The organism is Candidatus Palauibacter sp. (assembly GCF_965216145.1).
GTDB lineage: Bacteria > Gemmatimonadota > Gemmatimonadetes > Palauibacterales > Palauibacteraceae > Palauibacter.
Window position 1 is genome coordinate 868,825 of sequence record NZ_OZ244149.1, and the last position, 17,550, is coordinate 886,374.

Genomic DNA, 17,550 nt, shown 5'->3' on the forward strand with positions numbered 1-17,550 from the left:
TTGCACGGGGCGCGTCGCGTGAGTCAGCTTTGACGCCCTGGATTCGCTTCGGGAAGGGACAGCGCACTTGGCGATCGATCGACGCGACTTTCTGAGGGCGGCGACGGCCGGCGCGGCCGGGCTGTCGCTCGGCAACGCCTCGTCGCTGGTGGGCGCGCCCCTGTTCGAGGGCTCGGTCCCGGCGCCCCGCGCCACACCCCTCCGCAGGCGCGCCGGGCAGGCCCCCGATGTCGTCGTGATCGGGGCGGGTAGCTTCGGCATCTGGACCGCACTGAATCTCCAGCGCCTCGGCGCCACCGTCACCGTGCTCGACGCGTACGGCCCCGGCAACTCGCGCTCCACGTCCGGAGGGGAGACGCGCGGCGTTCGCTCGTCGTACGGCGGCCGCCCCGCGGGCTTCGTCTGGAACCGGTGGGCCAACGAGGCCATCCGGCGCTGGATTCAATGGGATGAAGAGGGTCAGGAACTCCTCCTCCCCCGTGTCTTCTACCAGTCGGGCGATCTCATCCTGCGCGAGGAGATGATCCCGTACCTCGAGGACACGATGGCCCAGTGGGACCGGCTCGGGGTCGACTACGAACTGCTGGACGTCGACGAGATCAACTACCGCTGGCCCTGGATCCGGACGGAGGAGGGGGTCTCCCTGGGACTCCACGAACCCAACGCGGGGGTCGTACGGGCGCGGCGCGCGATCGAGTCGGTCGCCAAGCGGTTCGAGATGGAGGGCGGCGAGATCCGCATCGCGCGGGCCGCTCTCGGAGAATCGGACGGTCGCCAGCTGAACGACGTGACGCTGGGCGGCGACGAGTCGCTGGCGGCCTCGACGTTCGTGTTCGCGGTCGGCCCCTGGATCGGGAAGACGTTCCCGGAACTGTTCGGGGACCGCGTCCGCATCCCGATCGGCAACGTCTTCTACTTCGCGGTGCCGGATCAGCGCTTCATGTTCCCCAACATGCCGAGCTACGGCGTACCGGGGTGTACGGGCTGGCCGGCGCTCGGCCCGGACCACCGCGGCTTCCGCGTGCGCACGGGCGGGCAGCCGGGAGACGATCCGGACACGAGCGACCGCTGGGTGCCGCCCGAGGCGCACGAACGCCCGCGCCAGGTCCTCGAGCGCTACTTCCCGGACATGGTCGGGGCCGCGATCAACGAGACGCGCGCCTGCCACTATTGTTTCGGTCCCAACCGCAACTTCCTCGTCGACAAGCACCCCGACTTCGACAACGTGTGGCTCGCCGGCCTCGGGACCGCCGAGTCCTTCAAGCAGGGACCGGTCCTCGGCGAGTACATCGCCAAGCGCGTGCTGGAGATCGAGAACGATCCCGAACTGGCCGAGCAGTTCAGATTCTCCCTCGAGGCGCCGGAGGGCGGGCAGCGGGAGCCGGACCCGCAGTCGGAGGACCTCGGCGGTTGAAGAGGCGACGACTCCTCGCGGCACCCGCCGTCGCGGCCGTCCTCGCCGCAGCCACGTCAGCGGGATGCTACGGTCCGCTCCGGCTGACGCCCTCGGACCACGCCTCGGTCCTGGCCGATCAGCGGCTGCAGGCCGAGCACCCGGCGACTCCGGGCCCCTACGAGGTGCGGCGGCTCTACTACGGTAGCGGGACGGACCGGCGGCGGCCCGAGTACCGCGATTCCGTCTCCATCGTGACCGAGACCGTGGACGCCTCGAAGCTCGTGTCGCTGGGCGAGACGGCGAAGGAGCGCAACGGCTACTGGGGCTTCACGCCGAAGGCGTTCCCGATCAACGGCCGCGTCTGGTATCCAGCGGGCGAATCTCGGGACGATCGCCCCTTCCCGCTGGTGTTGATCGTGCACGGGAACCACAACATGAAGGACTTCTCCGACCCCGGTTACGGGTACCTCGGAGAGCTGCTGGCGAGCCGCGGCTACGTGTTCGCGTCCGTCGACATGAACTTCATCAATGGGGGTATCCGGAACGAGAACGATGGACGCGGATGGTTCCTCCTCAAACACATCGATGCGTTCAAGGAATTCGCGGCGGACGAATCCACCCCCTTCTTCGGCAGGATCGACTTCGACCGCATCGCCCTCATCGGACACTCCCGCGGGGGCGAGGCCGTAGGACATGCGGCGGCCTTCAATCGGCTGTCTCGCTATCCGGACGACGCCTCGCTGGAATTCGACTTCAATCACGGGATCCGCGGGATCATCGCGATCGCCCCGGTGGACGGTCAGTACCTGCCCACGGGCCGGCTCGTCCCGGTCGAGAACGTGAACTACATGGTCTTCCACGGTTCGCACGACGGGGACGTCACGAGCTTCCACGGACTGCGGTTGTTCAACCGGCTCGAGTTCACCGATGGCGGGGACTACTTCAAGACCGCGATCTACATGTATCGGGCCAACCACGGCCAGTGGAACACGGTGTGGGGGAACAAGGACAACGGGCCCCGAAGCGCCCGGCGGCTCGATTTGCGGGGACTCATCGACGGCGAAGCGCAGCGGGAGTTCGCGAAGGTCTACATCTCGGCCTTCCTCGAGACTACGCTGCGCGACAAACCCGACTACATGCCGATGTTCCGGGACCACCGCGCGATCGGGGGCTGGCTGCCGGAGACGATGTACATCACGCAGTTCGCGTCGAGCAGTTTCCGGCCGCTCGCCACCTTCGAGGAGGACATCGACGTCACGACGGGGACCGCGCACGGCGTGAAGCTCCGGGGTGACTCGCTCGGCGTGTGGCGCGAGGAGCTGCTCGATCTCCGGTCACAGAATCGGCCTACGACGTCGAGTTCGCAGCAGAACAACGCGCTCTGGCTGGGCTGGAACAACCACATCGCCGGCGACGGGGACGCACTCGGGACGGCGGCGAACTACGCCATCTTGCTGCCCGACACCCTCGGGGCGGAGTGGGGCCTGAGCGCGACATCTCGCCTGGATCTGCAGCTCGCGGCCGTGGAGGGCCGGCCGAGCCCACGAAGACCCGAGGGCGAAGACCAGGGGCAGGGCGACGAAGCGGCCCGGGACGCCCGGGAACAGGACGACGGCGCGCGGGGGGAGAGGGAGGAGGACGAGGAGCCGGTGGATCTGTCCGTCGTGGTCACCGACGCGGAGGGCGAATCCGCGAGCGTGCGGCTGTCGGACTACGGGCCGATCCGGAGGCCCCTCGAGACCGTCGTGCGACGCCGCAACGACGCCGAGTCCTTCGACAATCAGTGGGAACTCGTGCTCCAGTCGTTCTCGATCCCGCTCGCCGACCTGGTGGAGGCCAATCCCGCCTTCGATCCGGCCCGCCCCCGCGAGATCCGCCTCCTCTTCGACCGCACCGCCGCCGGCACCGTCGTCGTGGACGACATCGGTTTTTCCGACCGCTGGCCCGACAGCTGACGACACGGCTCTTACCACGGAATCAGCATGAGCCATGACAACGCCGGGAAGGTCGGCTCGGTCAGGCGTGAACTGAGCCAACGCGAGCATGAGGGCCGGCCCGTCCGCGCGCTGGTTGCCGCGAGGGTGTACGGCGTGGACCGAGACGATCTCTGGAACGCACTGACGCACGCGGCTCGGATTCCGCAGTGGTTCCTGCCGATTTCCGGAGAACTGCGCCCGGGCGGGAGTTACCAGTTCGAAGGAAACGCCGGGGGCGAGATCACGGAATGTGAGCCGCCGGAGCACTTCGCCCTGACGTGGCGCATGCACGGAGACGTCAGTTGGGTGACCGTGACGCTCTCGGCACTGTCGGAAGGCCGCACCGAGGTGCGTCTCGAACATCTCGCACAGTTTCCGCAGGAGTTCTGGGAGGAGTTCGGGCCGGGCGCGGTCGGTATCGGCTGGGACCAGGCCATGTACGGCCTCGATCAGCACTTCTCTTCAGACCCTGCAGTCGTCCCGGATACGGCGGCGGAGTGGCTCGCCTCCGACGAGGGGAGGGAGTTCACTCGCCAAAGCAGCGATGCCTGGTGTGAGGCGTCGATTGCCCTGGGCACCGACGAAGAAGCCGCCCGCGCCGCGGCCGATCGGGTGGCCGCCTTCTACATGGGCGAAGACCCGACGTGACGCCTCTCACGGAATCAACCGCATCACAACCATGCAAATCCAACATCGCGTGTAAGATTTGTCATGTTATCAGACGGATGGACATCGGCTCCGGATTGGTCGCGGGACGGCAAAATCAGCGGAAGCTGAGGCCGAAGCGGTGGGCGTTTCCGTCCACGTCGAAGGCCTGGAAGGCGTACTCGACCGTGAGGGCGTCTCCGGTGAAGGCGAAACCGAAGGTGAACGGGCTCCGTTCGTCCTCGACCACGCGCTGGAGTCCGGCTCGGAGGCGGAAGGTGTAGCCCTGAACGGGCCAGTAGGAGAGTTCGAAGCCGCCGGCCGGGATGATTTCGCCGTCCCGGCGGCGCATGATCTGGCTCGTAAGGAACATGTCCAGCTCGCCGACCTCGAACCGCTCGGTCGAGACGCCGAGCGCCAGTTGGGTCGGGATCCTGACCCCCCGTCCGTGAAGTTCCAGATCGGATCCCAGGTTGCGGGCCGCGAGGCTGACCATGGTGGGCCCGAACTCGCGCGCGACGCCCACATCCAGCACGACGGCGCGGTCCATTCCGCGCGCGGACTGGTCCTCGAGGTATTTTGCGACGATGCCCGCACCGAACGCGCCGAACAGCTCACGGGCGTAGCCGAGCGAGGCGGCGAATTCGGTCACGGGGGCGCCGTCCGGCGTGGCCAAAGCGCCCTGGAGATCCGGGCCCCGAGCGACCCCCGCGCCGTTGTATCTCAGGTACTGGAGACCGACCGCGAAGTCGCCCAGCCCGACGGCGCCCTTGGCGGCGAGCGTCGCGAGCGTGCCCTCCGAGCCGTAACGCTGCAGGCCGGCCGCCATGCCGTCCGCGCGGGCGATGAGGGCGGGCGCGTAGAAGAGGAGGTCCGCCCCCCCGCCGAACAGGTAGGGCGCATTCCCGTAGGCGGCCGCCTCCACACTGGCCGGAGCTTCGAGTACGACCGCTCCGTAGCCCGCCCGGTGCGATTGCGCCGCGCCCACCCCGGCGCCACTGCCCATCGCCAGGGCCGCGAGCAGCAGGGGGACCGCGCCCCGTGCAGCGATGGATCCCACGGTCCACTCCATCTCCGGGTTCAATCCCACAGACGCTCGGTCTCGACGAACTCCCGGAATCCGTCCGGGTCGGCAGCGGCCCGCTCGATCCGCGCCACGCCGCGCTCGATGTCCTCCATGCCGTTCGCGATCGAGATGCGGAGGAAGTGCTGGCCCTCCGAGCCGATGCGGCAGAAGGAGGCCCGGTCCATCGTCGCCACGCCGTATCGGTAGAGCAGGAACATCTGCAGCATGCCCGAGGGCGTCGTCCGCGCCCGGGACTCCGCGGGCATCTTTTCGTGCGCCTCGAACACGCCCAGCCGGTCGCAGATGCCGGAGACGTTGGGGAAGACGTAGAAGGCGCCCTTCGGCAGTTCGCAGCGCAGGCCCTCGATCGCGTTGAGCGCGGGGACGATGAAGTCCCGCCTCCGCTCGAACTCTCCCACCATGTGCGCCACGACGTCGGCCGTGGCGGGGTCCTCGTACGCGGCCCGTCCTCCCTCCTGCAGGAAGGGCGGCACGCACGACATGATGTTGATGTTCAGCTGCTTGAAGACCTCGGCCTCTTCGCTCGTCGGCAGGACCGCCCAGCCGAGCCGCCATCCGGTCATGGCGAAGCCCTTCGAGTGGCCGCTCGCGATCACCGTCCGCTCCGCCATCCCGGGTTGCGAAGCGATGCTGTGGTGCTCCGCTCCGTCGAAGAGGATGTGTTCATAGATCTCGTCGGAATAGATCCGCACATCCGGGTGGCAGCGTTCGCGGACCACCTCCGCGATTCCCGCAAGATCTTCGGCCGAAAGCACGCCGCCGGTCGGATTCGAGGGAGAGCAGAGGATGATGAGCCGGGTGCGCTCGGAGAGGAGGGCCCCGAGGTCATCCGCCGTGAACGCGAACCCGCGCTCCTCGGAGAGGTGCAGCGGGACCGGGCGCGCGCCCACGAAGGTCGCCCATGACTCGTAGATCGGGAACCCGGGACTCGGATAGATGACCTCGTCGCCCCGGTCGACGTAGGTCTGGAAGGTGTACCCGATCGGAGGCTTGGCCCCGGGGGTGACCACGACCCGGTCCGGTTCTACTTCGATCCCGCGCGTCGCCGAGACGTGGCGCGCGATCGCCTCACGGAAGGACGGGAGCCCGGCCGCGTCACAGTACCCCGAGTTCCCCGCCTCGAGTTCGGCCACGGCGACGCGGTTGAGGTGGGGTGCGCTGCGAAAGTCGGGGGCGCCGATGTTGAAGCGGATGACGTCCATCCCCCGGTCGAGACAGACCTGGATGTCGTCATTCACCTTGAAGGCGTTCTCGGTCCCCAGGTCGGCCAGCCGCCGCGCTAGAACAGGCATCCCCGATAATGTCCCGGCCGCCCCCCCGTTGCCAGTCGAACGGTTGAGAAGATCCTGAGCCTCGTGCTGCTTGCAAGCAATGACTGCTGGCATTAGTCTTCTCGTGTTGGACCGCTGACGTGGAGAGTGACGCACTATGGGAAGCACGATTACCGTCCGGGATATCGACCCGGGGGACAAGGCCTGGCTTCGGCGCGAGGCACGCTACACCGGCATTTCGATGGAGGAGTTCGTCCGCCGCCTGATTCATGAGAAGCGGGAAAAGACGGAAGGCGGGACGAGGCCCTCGGAGGTGTTCGAGCGGCACTTCGGGCCGGAGTACGGGGTCGAGTTGCCGCCGCTGCCTCGTCACGGATACAAGCCGTTCGTGTTCGAGGACGAGCGGACGAGCGAAGCGTGACCCGGCCGCTCGGGTGGCTCATTGATACCAACGTCGTCTCCGAGATGATGCGGCCGGCCCCCGAACCGCGAGTGGCCGGGTTCCTCGACGGAATCTCCCCCCAGGGAATCGGTCTGGCGTCCATCACGGTGTGGGAAGTCCTCAACGGAATCGGCCGTATGGAGGCTGGCCGCCGACGGGAGGATCTGTCCGCGCGGTTCCAGGGCGTACTGGACGAACTCTTCCGCGGACGGATCCTCGACTGGACCCTGGCCGACGCTCGAGCCTGCGCCCGCATCATGGAAGCGAAGCGGCGGCGGGGAGAACCGCTCGACGATCATCTGCCGGACGCCATGCTGGCCGGCACGGCGGTACGTCACGGCCTCGCCCTGGTCACGCGGAATGAGCGAGATTTTCGTAGCACCGGTATCGAAGTCGTCAACCCGTGGGCTGACCGGCAGCGTTGAGCAGATGCAGGGGAAGAGCCGCGAAGCGGAGCTACAAACCCGCCTTGGGCGAGCGGGTTGCCGCATAGCTGTCAACCATATACCATATGCTGCATGGACAAGATCAAGACGACGGTCTACCTGCGCGCGACCGACTACGGCAAGCTGAAATCGATCGCGGACGCCGAGAACCGCTCCGCGGCCGAACTGATCCGGGAGGCGGTGGCGGAGTATGCCACCCGCAAGGTACGCGCCCGGTTGCCGCGCAGCATCGGCATGGGCGACAGCGGCATGCCGGATCTGGCCGAGCGGTACGAGGAATACCTGGACGGGTTCGGGGAGGACGACCTTGCCGGGGACGCCTGTGAAGCGGAGAGGGAACCGCACGAAGGCGTCGGCGACGGACCGTGATCGTCGCCGACACCAGCGCGATCGTGGCACTCCTCGACCGCAGGGCCCGGGATCACGACGCAATCCGCAACGCCTACGAAAACCGGCCCGGGGAATGGATTCTGCCTTGGGCCATCCTCCCGGAACTGGATTACATCGTAGGGGCGAGATTGGGGGCTGCCGTGGCCGCCGCGCTGTGGGACGACCTGTCGGAAGGCAGGTTCATGATCGAGTGGGGACGACTCGCTGATCTGCGGCGGGCCGCGGACCTGCACGCAACCTACCGCTCCCTGCGGTTGGGGCTGGTGGACGGCGTGGTCATGGCCGTAGCCGAGCGGCTCCGCGCCCGGGCCATCGTGACCATCGACCTCCGCGATTTCGGAGCCGTATCCCTGGACGGGCAGCCACAGCTCTGGCCGAGGGATCTCTAGGAACAACCGGGAGGGTTCATGTCGCAAGTCAGGCTGAAGGGTCGGATCGCGCGCGCCGGGCTCTGGGCGGTACTGCTGCTTCTCCTGCCTCCCGTCCCGGCAGAGGCACAGGAGGCGCGACGGCGGTGGGAGCGGATGGGCCAGATGCGGCGCGAGAAGTTCGACGTCGTGCTGCCCGAGGCGATGCGGGAGAACGGGATCGACATGTGGATCACGGTCCGCAGGGAAGGCCTCGACGACCCGCTCACGCCGGACCTCGGCGTCGGCTACGTGAACCCCATCGGCTACTACATCTTCACCGACCGAGGCGGGGACCGGATCGAACGCGCCGCGCTCGGGATCAGCGGATACCTGCTCGCCGGGAACGGGGCCTACGACATCGTTACGGGCAACTTCGACCTCCGGGCGTTCGTCGCCGAACGCGACCCGGAGCGGATCGGCCTCAACATGGGGGAGAACATCGGGGCGGCGGACGGGCTCTCCTACACGGGCTACCACCACCTGGCGGAGACCCTGGGCGAACCCTGGGCGTCGCGGTTCGTTTCCGCCGAGAAGCTCGTTTCCGATTTCAGGGCGCGGCGGGTCGCCTCCGAGATCGCGGGCTTCGCGGAGGCGGGCGAGATCTCCAGGGAACTCGCCGAGCGTGCGCTCTCGAACGAGATCATCACCCCCGGCGTCACCTCCCTCAAGGACGTCGCCTGGTGGCTCATGGACCGGCTTCTCGAGCGTGGACTCGGCTCGTCCTTCGGCTTCCCTTCGATCTACATCACGGGGCCCGGGGGGGTCGAGGCGGTGTCGAGCGACCGCATCATCCAGGGCGGCGACGTGATGATGATCGACTGGGGCGTCTGTCACCTCAACTTCTGCACTGACATGAAGCGCGTCGCCTACGTCCTGCGGCCGGGCGAAACCGAAGCCATGCCGGGCGTGCAGAACGCTTTCGACCAGGCGATGGCCGCGCGAGCGGTATCGCGACGAGCGATCCGGCCCGGGATTACGGCCCGCGAGAACATGGATCGGATCGGGGCCGCGCTCACGGCGGCCGGGTTCAACCCCATTCCGTTCAACGAGCCGACCGACGGCCCGCAGACGGATGTCACGTGGGAGGGCCACCACTCGGTCGGCAACCTCGGACACGGCATCGGCCCCTCGATCGCGACGTGGAACCCGCGCCGCCTCACCTTCGAGGTCGTGCCGACGAACCTCCTCTCGATCGAACTGTTCGCTTATACCGCGGTCCCCGAGTGGGGAGGCGCGAAGCTGCGGGTGCCGCTCGAGGATGACGCGGTGGTCACGGAACGGGGTGCGGAGTGGCTCTATCCCGCGAACAGCCGACTGCTCCTGATCAAGTCCGATCCTGTCGCGGGACGGACCGTGTCCTGAACAATCCGGCCATGGCCACTCTCCGTGAGCTTCTCGTGCGGTCCAGCCGAACCTTCGCGGTGGGAATCGAGCTCCTTCCCGACCCGCTTCGCGGGGAGATCACCGTCGCCTACCTGCTCCTTCGCGTATCCGACTATCTCGAGGACAACCAGGAACTCGGCGAGGATGAGAAGGTGGCCCTGCTGGGAGAATGGAGGCGCGTCCTCGACGGTGGCGGGGACCGCGAAGCCCTGATCCGGCGCCTTGGGGAGGCCGGGGAGGACACACCCGACGCCCTGGTCGCCCGCCACGCGACGGCCGTGCTCGACGGACTGGACCGGCTGGCGCCCGCCGCGCGCGAGATCCTGGTACGCCACGTTCGCAGATCGAGCGCCGGGATGGCGCGCTGGACGCTTCGGGGGTCGGTCTTTCATACCGAGACGGATCTGGACGACTACATGCACGAGGTGGCCGGACGCGTGGGGCATCTACTGACCGAACTGTTCGTGCTCCGGCTCTCCGGGTTGGGTAACGAGCGGGAGCGCATGATGGCGCTGGGGCGCGAGTTCGGCCTGGCGCTGCAGACCGTGAACGTCATTCGGGGGCTGCACGAAGACCGCGACCGCGGGTGGGTGTACGTGCCCGCCTCCTTCCTCCCCGACGCGGACATGGGCGCCGGCGAACTGTTCGAACCCGCCAATCACGACGCGGCAATGAAGGTTCTCGGCCGGCTCGTCAGCAAGGCCGACCGCCACCTGGCCGCGGCGCGCGCCTACATGCGCATGATCCCGAGGCGGCATCACCGCGTGCGCCTCTTCTGCCTGCTGCCGCTCCTCTTCGCCGTGCGCACTCTGGCGATCAGCCGAGCCAACCCCGAGGTGCTGGACCGCGAGACGAAGATGACCCGCCGCGAAGTCGTGACCATCACCCGCCGCGCCAGGGTGTTGGGCTTCTCGAATCGCTGGATCGACTGGTACTGCCACCGCCTCGCCGAACGAGCCGCGTAGGGGGCCAGGCGCGTAGGGGGCTAGGCGCGCCCCAGTCGGCGGCTGTCTCTCCAATCGGCCAGGTTGTACTGCGACATGACCAGCGCCGGCACGACCAGCATCAGGAGGAGGGTGGCGAAGAGGACGCCGAACCCGACCGAGGTCGCCAGCGGGATGCCCCGGCCGAGCTGCCCCTGCGGGCCGGGTGCGTTGAGCAACGCGGCGAAGGCCGTGATGGTCGTGAGCACCGAGAAGATGACCGGACCGCTGACGCGCCGCGTCCCCCGGATGGCGGCCTCCAGCCCGCGAGCGCCCCGCTCCCGTTCGGCAAAGACGCTCTCTCCGACCACAATCGCGTCGTCGACGACGATGCCCAGGGCGAGGACGAGCGCCATCATGGAGAACATATTGATCGATATGTTCAGGAATCCCATCACCAGGAAGGTGCCGAGGAACGAGACGGCCAGCCCCACCGCCACCCACATGGCAAGCCGGATCTCCAGAAACAGCGCCAGCGCTCCGAAGACCAGGAGCAGTCCGAGCATGGCGTTCTTGATCATGAGGCCGAGGCGCCCGCTGACCTGCTCCGAGTCATCCTTCCAGAGTTCGACGGAGACGCCTTCGGGGAGGCTCGGCACCACCTCGGCCGCGAGGTAGTTCTTGATGGCCACGACGATGTCCAGCACCTGTTCGCCCGAGGTCCGGTACACATCGACGCGCACCGCGCGCTGTCCGTTGTAGCGCACGTCCAGGTCGGTGTCCGCAAAACCGTCACGTACGGCTGCAATGTCGCCCAGCCGAACCGACGTGCCGTCAGACCGAGTGAGGACGATGATGTCCTCGAAGTCCGCCTGGTCGTAGTTCTGTCCCAGCGTACGAACGAGGATTTCCTCGCCACCCGTGGATACCTTGCCGGCGGACAGTTCCAGCGAACTCTGCCGCACGGCGAACGCGACGTCGTCCAGAGTGAGGCCAAGGACTCGGAGTCGTCGCAGCGGCAGCTCGATGGAGATCTCGTACGGGCGCGCCGCTGGTCTCGGCCAGGGACACCTCCGGAAGAGACGAGAGCCCCTCTTCGATGCCGTACGCCAGTTCCTTCAGCGTACGTTCCGGGACGTCGCCGTACACGAGGAGGCGGAGGACGCTCTGCCGACTCGTGATCTCCCGCACCTCGGGGCGTTCCGCGGCGGCCGGGAAGGTCGGAATCCGGTCGACCTCCGCCTTGACTTCGTTGAGGGCCCGGCCGATGTCCGTCCCCACCTTGAACTCCGCGGTCACCGACGCAAGTCCCTCGGAAGCGGTGGATTCGATCCGCCTCAGGCCTTCGACCGCCCGGATCTGTTCCTCGATCCTGCGGACGATGGACTCCTCCACCTCCCCGGGCGTCGCGCCGGGATAGGGGATGACGATCTGGACGCGATCCAGGGAGAATTCGGGCAGAACTTCCTGGACCAGATTGCGGACCGCGCTGAGTCCGGCGAGCACGAGAAACAGCATGACGACGTTCGCCGCGATGCTGTTCTTCGCCATGAAGCCGATGGGGCCTCCGCGGCTCTTCAAACGGCTGTCTTCGGTCACACGGTTCTCATCCGGGGATGTCGTCCTGCGTTCCATGGATCTTACGGTCTACGATGCCCGGCATCGACGCTCAAGCCAGCTTTCGGGCGAGTTCGCGGCGCAGGAGAGTCCAGCTGACGAGGGCCTGGAACGCGACGGTCGCGACGGACAGGTACCAGAGGTGGTGAAGTTCGAACCACGGTCGGCCGGCGAGCCACACGGCAGGGAGGGCGAAGGTGGCGATACGCATCCCGCTGGCCACGAGCGACGGCACGGTGTTGCCCAGCGCCTGGAAGATGCCGTTGCACGTGAAGATGAACCCGGTGGCGACGAAGTTCCAGGAGATGATGCGGAGGAACTCGCCGCCCACCCCGATCACGGCGTCATCCCCGGAGAAGGCGCCCACCAGCGTGGCCGGCGCGATCTGACAGAGCAGGGTCAGCGTGAGCATGATCGCGCCCCCGGCCATCACCGCCCAGCGGAACGTCTCCCGCACGCGATCGGGCTGGCCGGCCCCCACGTTCTGTCCCGCCACCGGCGCCGTCGCGAACGCGATCGCCATCGCGGGCAGGAAAACGGCCTGCATCACCCGGCTGCCGATGCCGAAACCGGCCTGCGCCTCCGCCCCGAACCCCCGAATGCACCAGTAGATGACGGCCATATAGACGAACATGAGGGCGAACTCGCCGCCGGGCGGAAGTCCCACGCGCAGGATGCGGCGCCACACCTCGATACGGGGCCTGATGCACGTGATGTCGAAGCGAACGAAGCGTTCGAGGCGCAGGAAGTACGCGAGCATCATGAGCACGCCCACCGCGATGGAAATCGTCGTGGAGAGCCCGGCGCCCAGCACGCCCAGCGGGCGCCCGGTAACCCAGCCGGCGATCATGAACGGAGCCAGCAGCGCGTTGAGCGCGACGCTGAACACCTGCACGAAGATGGTCGGCTTCACGATTCCGGTGCCTCGGAGCGCGGACCCCATCGACACGAGCGCGAATTGCAGCGCGAGCCCCGGAAGGCACCAGCGGAGATAGAGGCTGCCTTCCGCGACGGTCTCGGCGTCAGCCGCCAGCGCCTCCATGTACCAGTCCGTCAGGGCGTAGCCGCCGACCAGCGTGATTCCGGCCAGGAGTGCGGCCAGACCCAGGCTCTGATTGAAGATGAGGTTCGCGTCGGCGCGATCCTGGCGGCCGCTGGCGTTCGCGATGAGCGCCATGGTGCCCACGCCGAGCACCTGCGTCAGGGCCATGACGAGGAACCAGGCGTTGCCGCCCGAGGTCAGACCCGCCACGGCCGCTTCGCCGATCCGGCCGACGAAGTACACGTCGACCAGATAGTAGAGCGTCTGGAAGACCATCCCGATCGCGATCGGGATGGCCATGCGAACGATGTGTCGGGGGATCGACCCCCGGGTCAGGTCTTCCAAGCCACTCGCGTCAGACCGGGCTACCGGAAGCTGAGGCCGGTCTGGTCGCGCCCGCCGACCATGATGAAGGCGACGTTGCCCATGTCGCGGATGTCCTCGTCCGGCCGTCCGTCGATCGCGATGATATCGGCGAACAGGCCCGCCGCGATCGTCCCCACCTCATCATCGAGCCCCACGATCTCCGCGTTCAGGCCGGTGGCGGCGGTGATCGCCTCGAGCGGCGTGAACCCGGCCGCGACGAGGTTCTCCATCTCGAGCGGCATGAACCCGTGCATGCTGTCGGTCCCAATGCCGACGCCGACCCCCTTTTCCTTCGACCGGCGGAGCTGCCCCAGGCGGTCGAGACGTCGCTGCGCGCGACTCTCATTCTCGGCCAACGCCCGCTCGTGCACCTGGCGCCCGCGTTCCAGCCAGTCGCGGATGTTCCCGGCCTGGTTATCGAGGAAGCCCCACTCGTTGAAGACGCTCTGGTATCCGATCGTGTAGGTGTTCACGAACCCCACGTCGTGACTCAGCATGAGGTCCATCAGGTCCTCGTTCAGGTTGCCCCCGTGCTGGATCGAGTTCACGCCTGCCTCGACGGCCAGCCGGATCGACTCGCCGTTGGCGTGCGCCGTGGCCTCGATCCCCAGCCGGTGCAGTTCGTTCACGGCCGCGTCGATCTCTTCCCTGGTGTAGTTGCTCTCGCCGGGCGCGTACGGGGTGCCGTTGTTGGGGCCCACCCGCGCACGGTCCGTGATCGTCAGCTTCATGTGGTGCGCGCCCATCTCGTAGTTCTGGCGGACGAAGGTGCGCATCTCCCACGGCCCGTTGGTCGTGCGGTACTCGGCCGGGCCGTGGCCTGCGGTGGTCGAGATGAAGTTGCCGCTGGGATAGATCCGGGGCCCGGGGAGGACGCCCTCGGCCACCGCCTGCGAGGCCTGGATGTCGTTGTAGTGGACTTCGCCCACCACGTATACGCTGGTGACGCCGGACATGAGTTGGACGCGGATGTTCCGCACGATGCGCGCCATCTGCATCGCGTCATGCTGCTCCATCCCCTCCAGCTGGCCGCGGAGGGTGCGGATATCGGGCCGGATCGAGAGGTGCGCGTGCGCGTCGACGATGCCGGGCATCACTGTGTAGCCGCTGAGGTCGACGACCCGCGCCCCGGCCGGGATCGAGACCGTCGTTGCAGCCCCCACGGCTTCGATCCGCTCCCCCCGGACGATAATGACCTGGTCGTCACGCGCCGGCGCCCCGGATCCGTCGATGAGACGGCCAGCCCGGATCGCCGTCACCTCCTGGGCCGTCGCCGACGCGGCGGTGGTGGCCGGGACGGCGGAAGCCGCGGCCAGCGAGACGGTAAGCAGGGTAGTCAGCCTGGTTCGCATCGGACGCTCCTCGATCGCGTGTGGACGGGACCCGGCAAACTGTCGTCGCGGAGCCAACCCGGCCAGCCGACACGCGCCGGATCCGCCCGGCGTTGGCACGGGTGGGCGGGCGGGTGCTATGTTGGAGTGTTGTGTCACCCGGAGGGTCGGATGGGCCCGAAGGAGAGTTTCCAGGAGGCACGAATCCAGTGAACGTTCCGACGGCGTACGCGGAGGGTTACAGGACGGCTCGGCCGACCGATCCCGAGGCTGTCGACAACTACATCAAGCACACGTGCATCGGCGATCCTGAACTGGATCCGATCATGGAGGAACTCTCCTCGATGCCGCCCGGCGAACTGCACCGCTTCATCGGCGCCGGCATCGAGGGGCGCGATGACGTTCTCAAAACCGCGCCGGAGCCCCTGCGCAATTTCTTCAAGAACCTCGAGGAGCCGCCCTGGCTCGACTACGAGGCCCTCCGTCCCGGCATCCGTGCCTTCCATGGGAATGTGGACCTCCGCGCGCATTCGTTTCGTGCATACCCGGATAAGGAGTTTGCTCAACAAGTCCGAGGAATGGGACCACGACGCCTGGGGTACGCCGGTAAGCACGGCGCACCTTGGCTTCGCGATTTCCGTCTTTTCTCAGCGCCTGGTTGAATACTCGCTGCTGCTGGGCGCGCAGTTCGACGAAGAAGAACAACGGAGCGTTCTCCAGGTCTGGCGCTACGCCGGGTACGTCATGGGCATCCCGGAAACCATCCTCTATACCTCCGCCGAGGATGCAAAGAAGATCTACGATATCAGCTATAAGTGCGAACCGGAGGCGGACATCGATTCGATCACCGTGGCGAACATGCTGATCAAGGCGATTCCGGACGTTGTGGATGTTCAGGATCCGAAGGAGCGGCAACAGCTGGTGACTTTGGCATACCGCCTTTCGCGGGCGCTCCTAGGGGAGAGACTCGCTACCGCATTCGAGTTCCCGAAGCGGTCCTTCTGGGAAAGAGGAACACTGCTCCAATATCGGTCGAAGCAGCGCTTCCTGCGAACGCTGGCAGGTATCCGGCGGGTACGGGCACACAACTTCACCCAGCTTCTCCAGATCTCGGTGTACGACGACGAAGGGTTGAGCTACAGGATGCCCAATCACGTCCACACGTCGAAGTCGATCAGCTGGTGAGCTTGGTCGGCAGCCCATCGTAACACCGGCCGGTGCGTTCGCACACCGGTGCGTCAAGGTCGACTTCGATCACCATCTCCACGCCGGGTTGCAACGCGCTTCCGGGCATCTCCGCGTTGGACGAACCTGCCGGACGAGACTAACTTCGGCGCCTCGTGTGGCGGGACGAAACCGTCGTCGGCCATTGGGTCTCATCCTGACTAGTCGCCTTGCATGCTGAAGAACTCGTACCAAACTCGAGGCCTGAGCTTCGCCTTTCTGATTGGACCGCCCAGGAACCTCACGCGGCAGATCGGGATGAGCATTCACTCGGCCGTGTGCGAGGCCCTTGGTGTGGACGACATCGCATTCCAATACCAACCCGGTGAGCGGCAGCGGAGCGGTGAGAGATTGTTCTCGATAAGCTTGACGCGTGAGGATGAACGCAAGAGTCTAACGATCACGATCGACCGAAAAGCCCAGGACGATCCGGCGCGCCTGTTCCTCGGATGTAGCTGGCCGACGTCAAACGACGTCGTCTTCGAGGATTTCGATTGGGCATGTGGGGCTGCGTTCACTGCCTTGGGCGAGTCTCGGCAGCGAGTCTTGGCAGAGGCTCGGATTCGTGGGCAGGCACATGCGCCGGACGGTTCGGCAGTGTCGTTTCTGAGCAGAGATGTGCTTCGTCTTTCCAGGAGCGATCCGCGTTTCCACCACGACCGGCTGTCCTTCGTATCTCTGAAATACGAAACCGCCGCCGCGCAGTTTGCTCAGGGCGATGAACTCTCGAATCCGAAGCGGGACGTATCGGTAGAAGTTCTTCGCGAAGATCCGCGCTCGCTGTACGTCGAAGTGATGTCACAGTGGCCTCAGGTCACGCTCTCTTCCGAGGGGGCAGTAAGCATCGATCCCAGCCGGATTCGTAGCTTTCGGTCTCCCCCCAGCGAGTACCTGAGCAACACCATCGATTACACAGAATCGGTTGTCCTTCCTCACCTCGACAAGATCTAAGCAAGGGTGGGATTGTGAGCTATGCGACGAAGTACATGCGTGCGGCCCCAGTCGACAGCTTGCCGCCCGCGAGCAACAGTTCATCCGCAAGCGAAGCAACTGGACACTGGCTACCGAGCCATGGGAAGTGGTTGTGCACTTCGAACCGATCGGGAATCACGGATCCCGATCAGGACAGTCGTGTGGACGCCTACGATGAGGAGGAGTCGTGGGCTGATTTGGCGGCGGCGGCTCGTGCCGAATGGTGTGCAGAAAACCCGTTTTGAACAAGATTCTGCCTGGCGAAATACATGATGTCCTGGACGCATCGTGCAAGCGGCGTCCGTTCATAATCGTATCTCAAGAACAGTTCAATAGAGGCCGTTACTGCCTGGCCGTGTCCCTAACGTCCAAGAAGCTCTCGGAGAGGCAGGTGTTGAGAAACTGCGTTTTTTTCCAGCAGGGCTCGTTTGGACTTCGCAAGTCGTGCGTGGCGCAGGCGGAAGGTCTTTCGGTAATTCGCCGCTCCGACATGGCCCAACCGGCTTCGTATGTGGGTATGCTCAGCCAGCCCCGGATGGCTGACGTCATAGATGCCATCGGGTACGTGATGGGTTCGGATTGCAAGCTGATGACCGAACCGCTATCGGGGCACGGAGCTGGGTAGCTCC

18 protein-coding genes and 1 pseudogene are annotated in these 17,550 nt (G+C 66.4%); 13 read left to right on the forward strand and 6 right to left on the reverse strand.

The annotated features are described in order from the left end of the window. Positions 1-67: 67 nt before the first annotated feature. From ACOOHF_RS03815 to ACOOHF_RS03825, 3 genes are read left to right on the forward strand one after another with little or no spacing between them, the layout of a single operon-like run. A complete protein-coding gene (locus ACOOHF_RS03815; RefSeq protein ID WP_420463442.1) occupies positions 68-1,414 on the forward strand; it encodes an NAD(P)/FAD-dependent oxidoreductase in 1,347 nt (448 codons plus the stop codon). Continuing rightward, positions 1,411-3,351: an alpha/beta hydrolase family protein gene (locus tag ACOOHF_RS03820; RefSeq protein ID WP_420463443.1), complete on the forward strand. Its 1,941-nt coding sequence runs from the start codon at positions 1,411-1,413 to the stop codon at positions 3,349-3,351. Before ACOOHF_RS03815 ends, ACOOHF_RS03820 begins: the two co-directional genes overlap by 4 nt. Before the next feature lie 27 nt (positions 3,352-3,378). Then, positions 3,379-4,020, forward strand: coding sequence for an SRPBCC domain-containing protein (locus ACOOHF_RS03825; protein WP_420463444.1), 642 nt, complete (start codon positions 3,379-3,381; stop codon positions 4,018-4,020). A gap of 115 nt (positions 4,021-4,135) precedes the next feature. On the opposite strand, the gene ACOOHF_RS03830 is transcribed toward ACOOHF_RS03825, so the two are convergent. Continuing rightward, positions 4,136-5,077 carry a hypothetical protein gene (locus ACOOHF_RS03830; RefSeq protein ID WP_420463445.1) on the reverse strand — a complete coding sequence of 314 codons (942 nt, stop codon included), beginning with the start codon at positions 5,075-5,077 and terminating at the stop codon, positions 4,136-4,138. Positions 5,078-5,097: 20 nt separating this feature from the next. Then, positions 5,098-6,396: a pyridoxal phosphate-dependent aminotransferase gene (locus tag ACOOHF_RS03835; protein WP_420463446.1), complete on the reverse strand. Its 1,299-nt coding sequence runs from the start codon at positions 6,394-6,396 to the stop codon at positions 5,098-5,100. A 136-nt stretch (positions 6,397-6,532) separates the two neighbouring features. Between ACOOHF_RS03835 and ACOOHF_RS03840 the strand changes: the two genes are divergently transcribed. The 6 genes from ACOOHF_RS03840 (at position 6,533) to ACOOHF_RS03865 (ending at position 10,411) form a co-directional block, all read left to right on the forward strand. Then, complete coding sequence (locus ACOOHF_RS03840) at positions 6,533-6,796, forward strand: FitA-like ribbon-helix-helix domain-containing protein (RefSeq protein ID WP_419940340.1); 264 nt, start codon at positions 6,533-6,535, stop codon at positions 6,794-6,796. After that, positions 6,793-7,242, forward strand: a complete 450-nt coding sequence (locus ACOOHF_RS03845; protein WP_420463447.1) for a type II toxin-antitoxin system VapC family toxin — start codon at positions 6,793-6,795, stop codon at positions 7,240-7,242. Before ACOOHF_RS03840 ends, ACOOHF_RS03845 begins: the two co-directional genes overlap by 4 nt. A 93-nt stretch (positions 7,243-7,335) precedes the next feature. Then, positions 7,336-7,632, forward strand: coding sequence for a ribbon-helix-helix protein, CopG family (locus ACOOHF_RS03850; RefSeq protein ID WP_420463448.1), 297 nt, complete (start codon positions 7,336-7,338; stop codon positions 7,630-7,632). Further along, positions 7,629-8,042 carry a type II toxin-antitoxin system VapC family toxin gene (locus ACOOHF_RS03855; RefSeq protein ID WP_420463449.1) on the forward strand — a complete coding sequence of 138 codons (414 nt, stop codon included), beginning with the start codon at positions 7,629-7,631 and terminating at the stop codon, positions 8,040-8,042. Before ACOOHF_RS03850 ends, ACOOHF_RS03855 begins: the two co-directional genes overlap by 4 nt. Before the next feature lie 18 nt (positions 8,043-8,060). Then, on the forward strand, positions 8,061-9,425 hold the full coding sequence (locus tag ACOOHF_RS03860; RefSeq protein WP_420463450.1) for a M24 family metallopeptidase: 1,365 nt from the start codon (positions 8,061-8,063) through the stop codon (positions 9,423-9,425). An 11-nt stretch (positions 9,426-9,436) separates the two neighbouring features. Next, positions 9,437-10,411 (forward strand): phytoene/squalene synthase family protein, encoded by a 975-nt coding sequence (locus tag ACOOHF_RS03865; RefSeq protein WP_420463451.1) that lies wholly within the window; start codon positions 9,437-9,439, stop codon positions 10,409-10,411. Positions 10,412-10,431: 20 nt separating this feature from the next. Here the strand turns inward: ACOOHF_RS03865 and ACOOHF_RS03870 are convergent, their stop codons facing one another. From ACOOHF_RS03870 to ACOOHF_RS03885, 4 genes and pseudogenes are all read right to left on the reverse strand, one after another. Then, positions 10,432-11,403 carry an efflux RND transporter permease subunit gene (locus tag ACOOHF_RS03870; protein ID WP_420464328.1) on the reverse strand — a complete coding sequence of 324 codons (972 nt, stop codon included), beginning with the start codon at positions 11,401-11,403 and terminating at the stop codon, positions 10,432-10,434. A gap of 22 nt (positions 11,404-11,425) precedes the next feature. After that, positions 11,426-12,004, reverse strand: a pseudogene (locus tag ACOOHF_RS03875) (efflux RND transporter permease subunit); the annotation flags it as partial. Positions 12,005-12,038: 34 nt separating this feature from the next. Continuing rightward, a complete protein-coding gene (locus ACOOHF_RS03880; RefSeq protein WP_420463452.1) occupies positions 12,039-13,373 on the reverse strand; it encodes an MATE family efflux transporter in 1,335 nt (444 codons plus the stop codon). A gap of 20 nt (positions 13,374-13,393) precedes the next feature. After that, complete coding sequence (locus ACOOHF_RS03885) at positions 13,394-14,746, reverse strand: amidohydrolase family protein (protein ID WP_420463453.1); 1,353 nt, start codon at positions 14,744-14,746, stop codon at positions 13,394-13,396. Between the two features lie 188 nt (positions 14,747-14,934). On the opposite strand from ACOOHF_RS03885, the gene ACOOHF_RS03890 reads away from it, so the two are divergent. From ACOOHF_RS03890 to ACOOHF_RS03905, 4 genes are all read left to right on the forward strand, one after another. Beyond that, complete coding sequence (locus ACOOHF_RS03890) at positions 14,935-15,387, forward strand: hypothetical protein (RefSeq protein ID WP_419936073.1); 453 nt, start codon at positions 14,935-14,937, stop codon at positions 15,385-15,387. After that, on the forward strand, positions 15,284-15,910 hold the full coding sequence (locus tag ACOOHF_RS03895) for an oxygenase MpaB family protein (RefSeq protein ID WP_420463454.1): 627 nt from the start codon (positions 15,284-15,286) through the stop codon (positions 15,908-15,910). Before ACOOHF_RS03890 ends, ACOOHF_RS03895 begins: the two co-directional genes overlap by 104 nt. A 333-nt stretch (positions 15,911-16,243) precedes the next feature. Then, positions 16,244-16,900 carry a hypothetical protein gene (locus ACOOHF_RS03900; protein WP_420463455.1) on the forward strand — a complete coding sequence of 219 codons (657 nt, stop codon included), beginning with the start codon at positions 16,244-16,246 and terminating at the stop codon, positions 16,898-16,900. 241 nt (positions 16,901-17,141) lie between these two features. Beyond that, positions 17,142-17,546, forward strand: coding sequence for a type II toxin-antitoxin system PemK/MazF family toxin (locus ACOOHF_RS03905; RefSeq protein WP_420463456.1), 405 nt, complete (start codon positions 17,142-17,144; stop codon positions 17,544-17,546). The last annotated feature ends 4 nt before the right edge of the window (positions 17,547-17,550 follow it).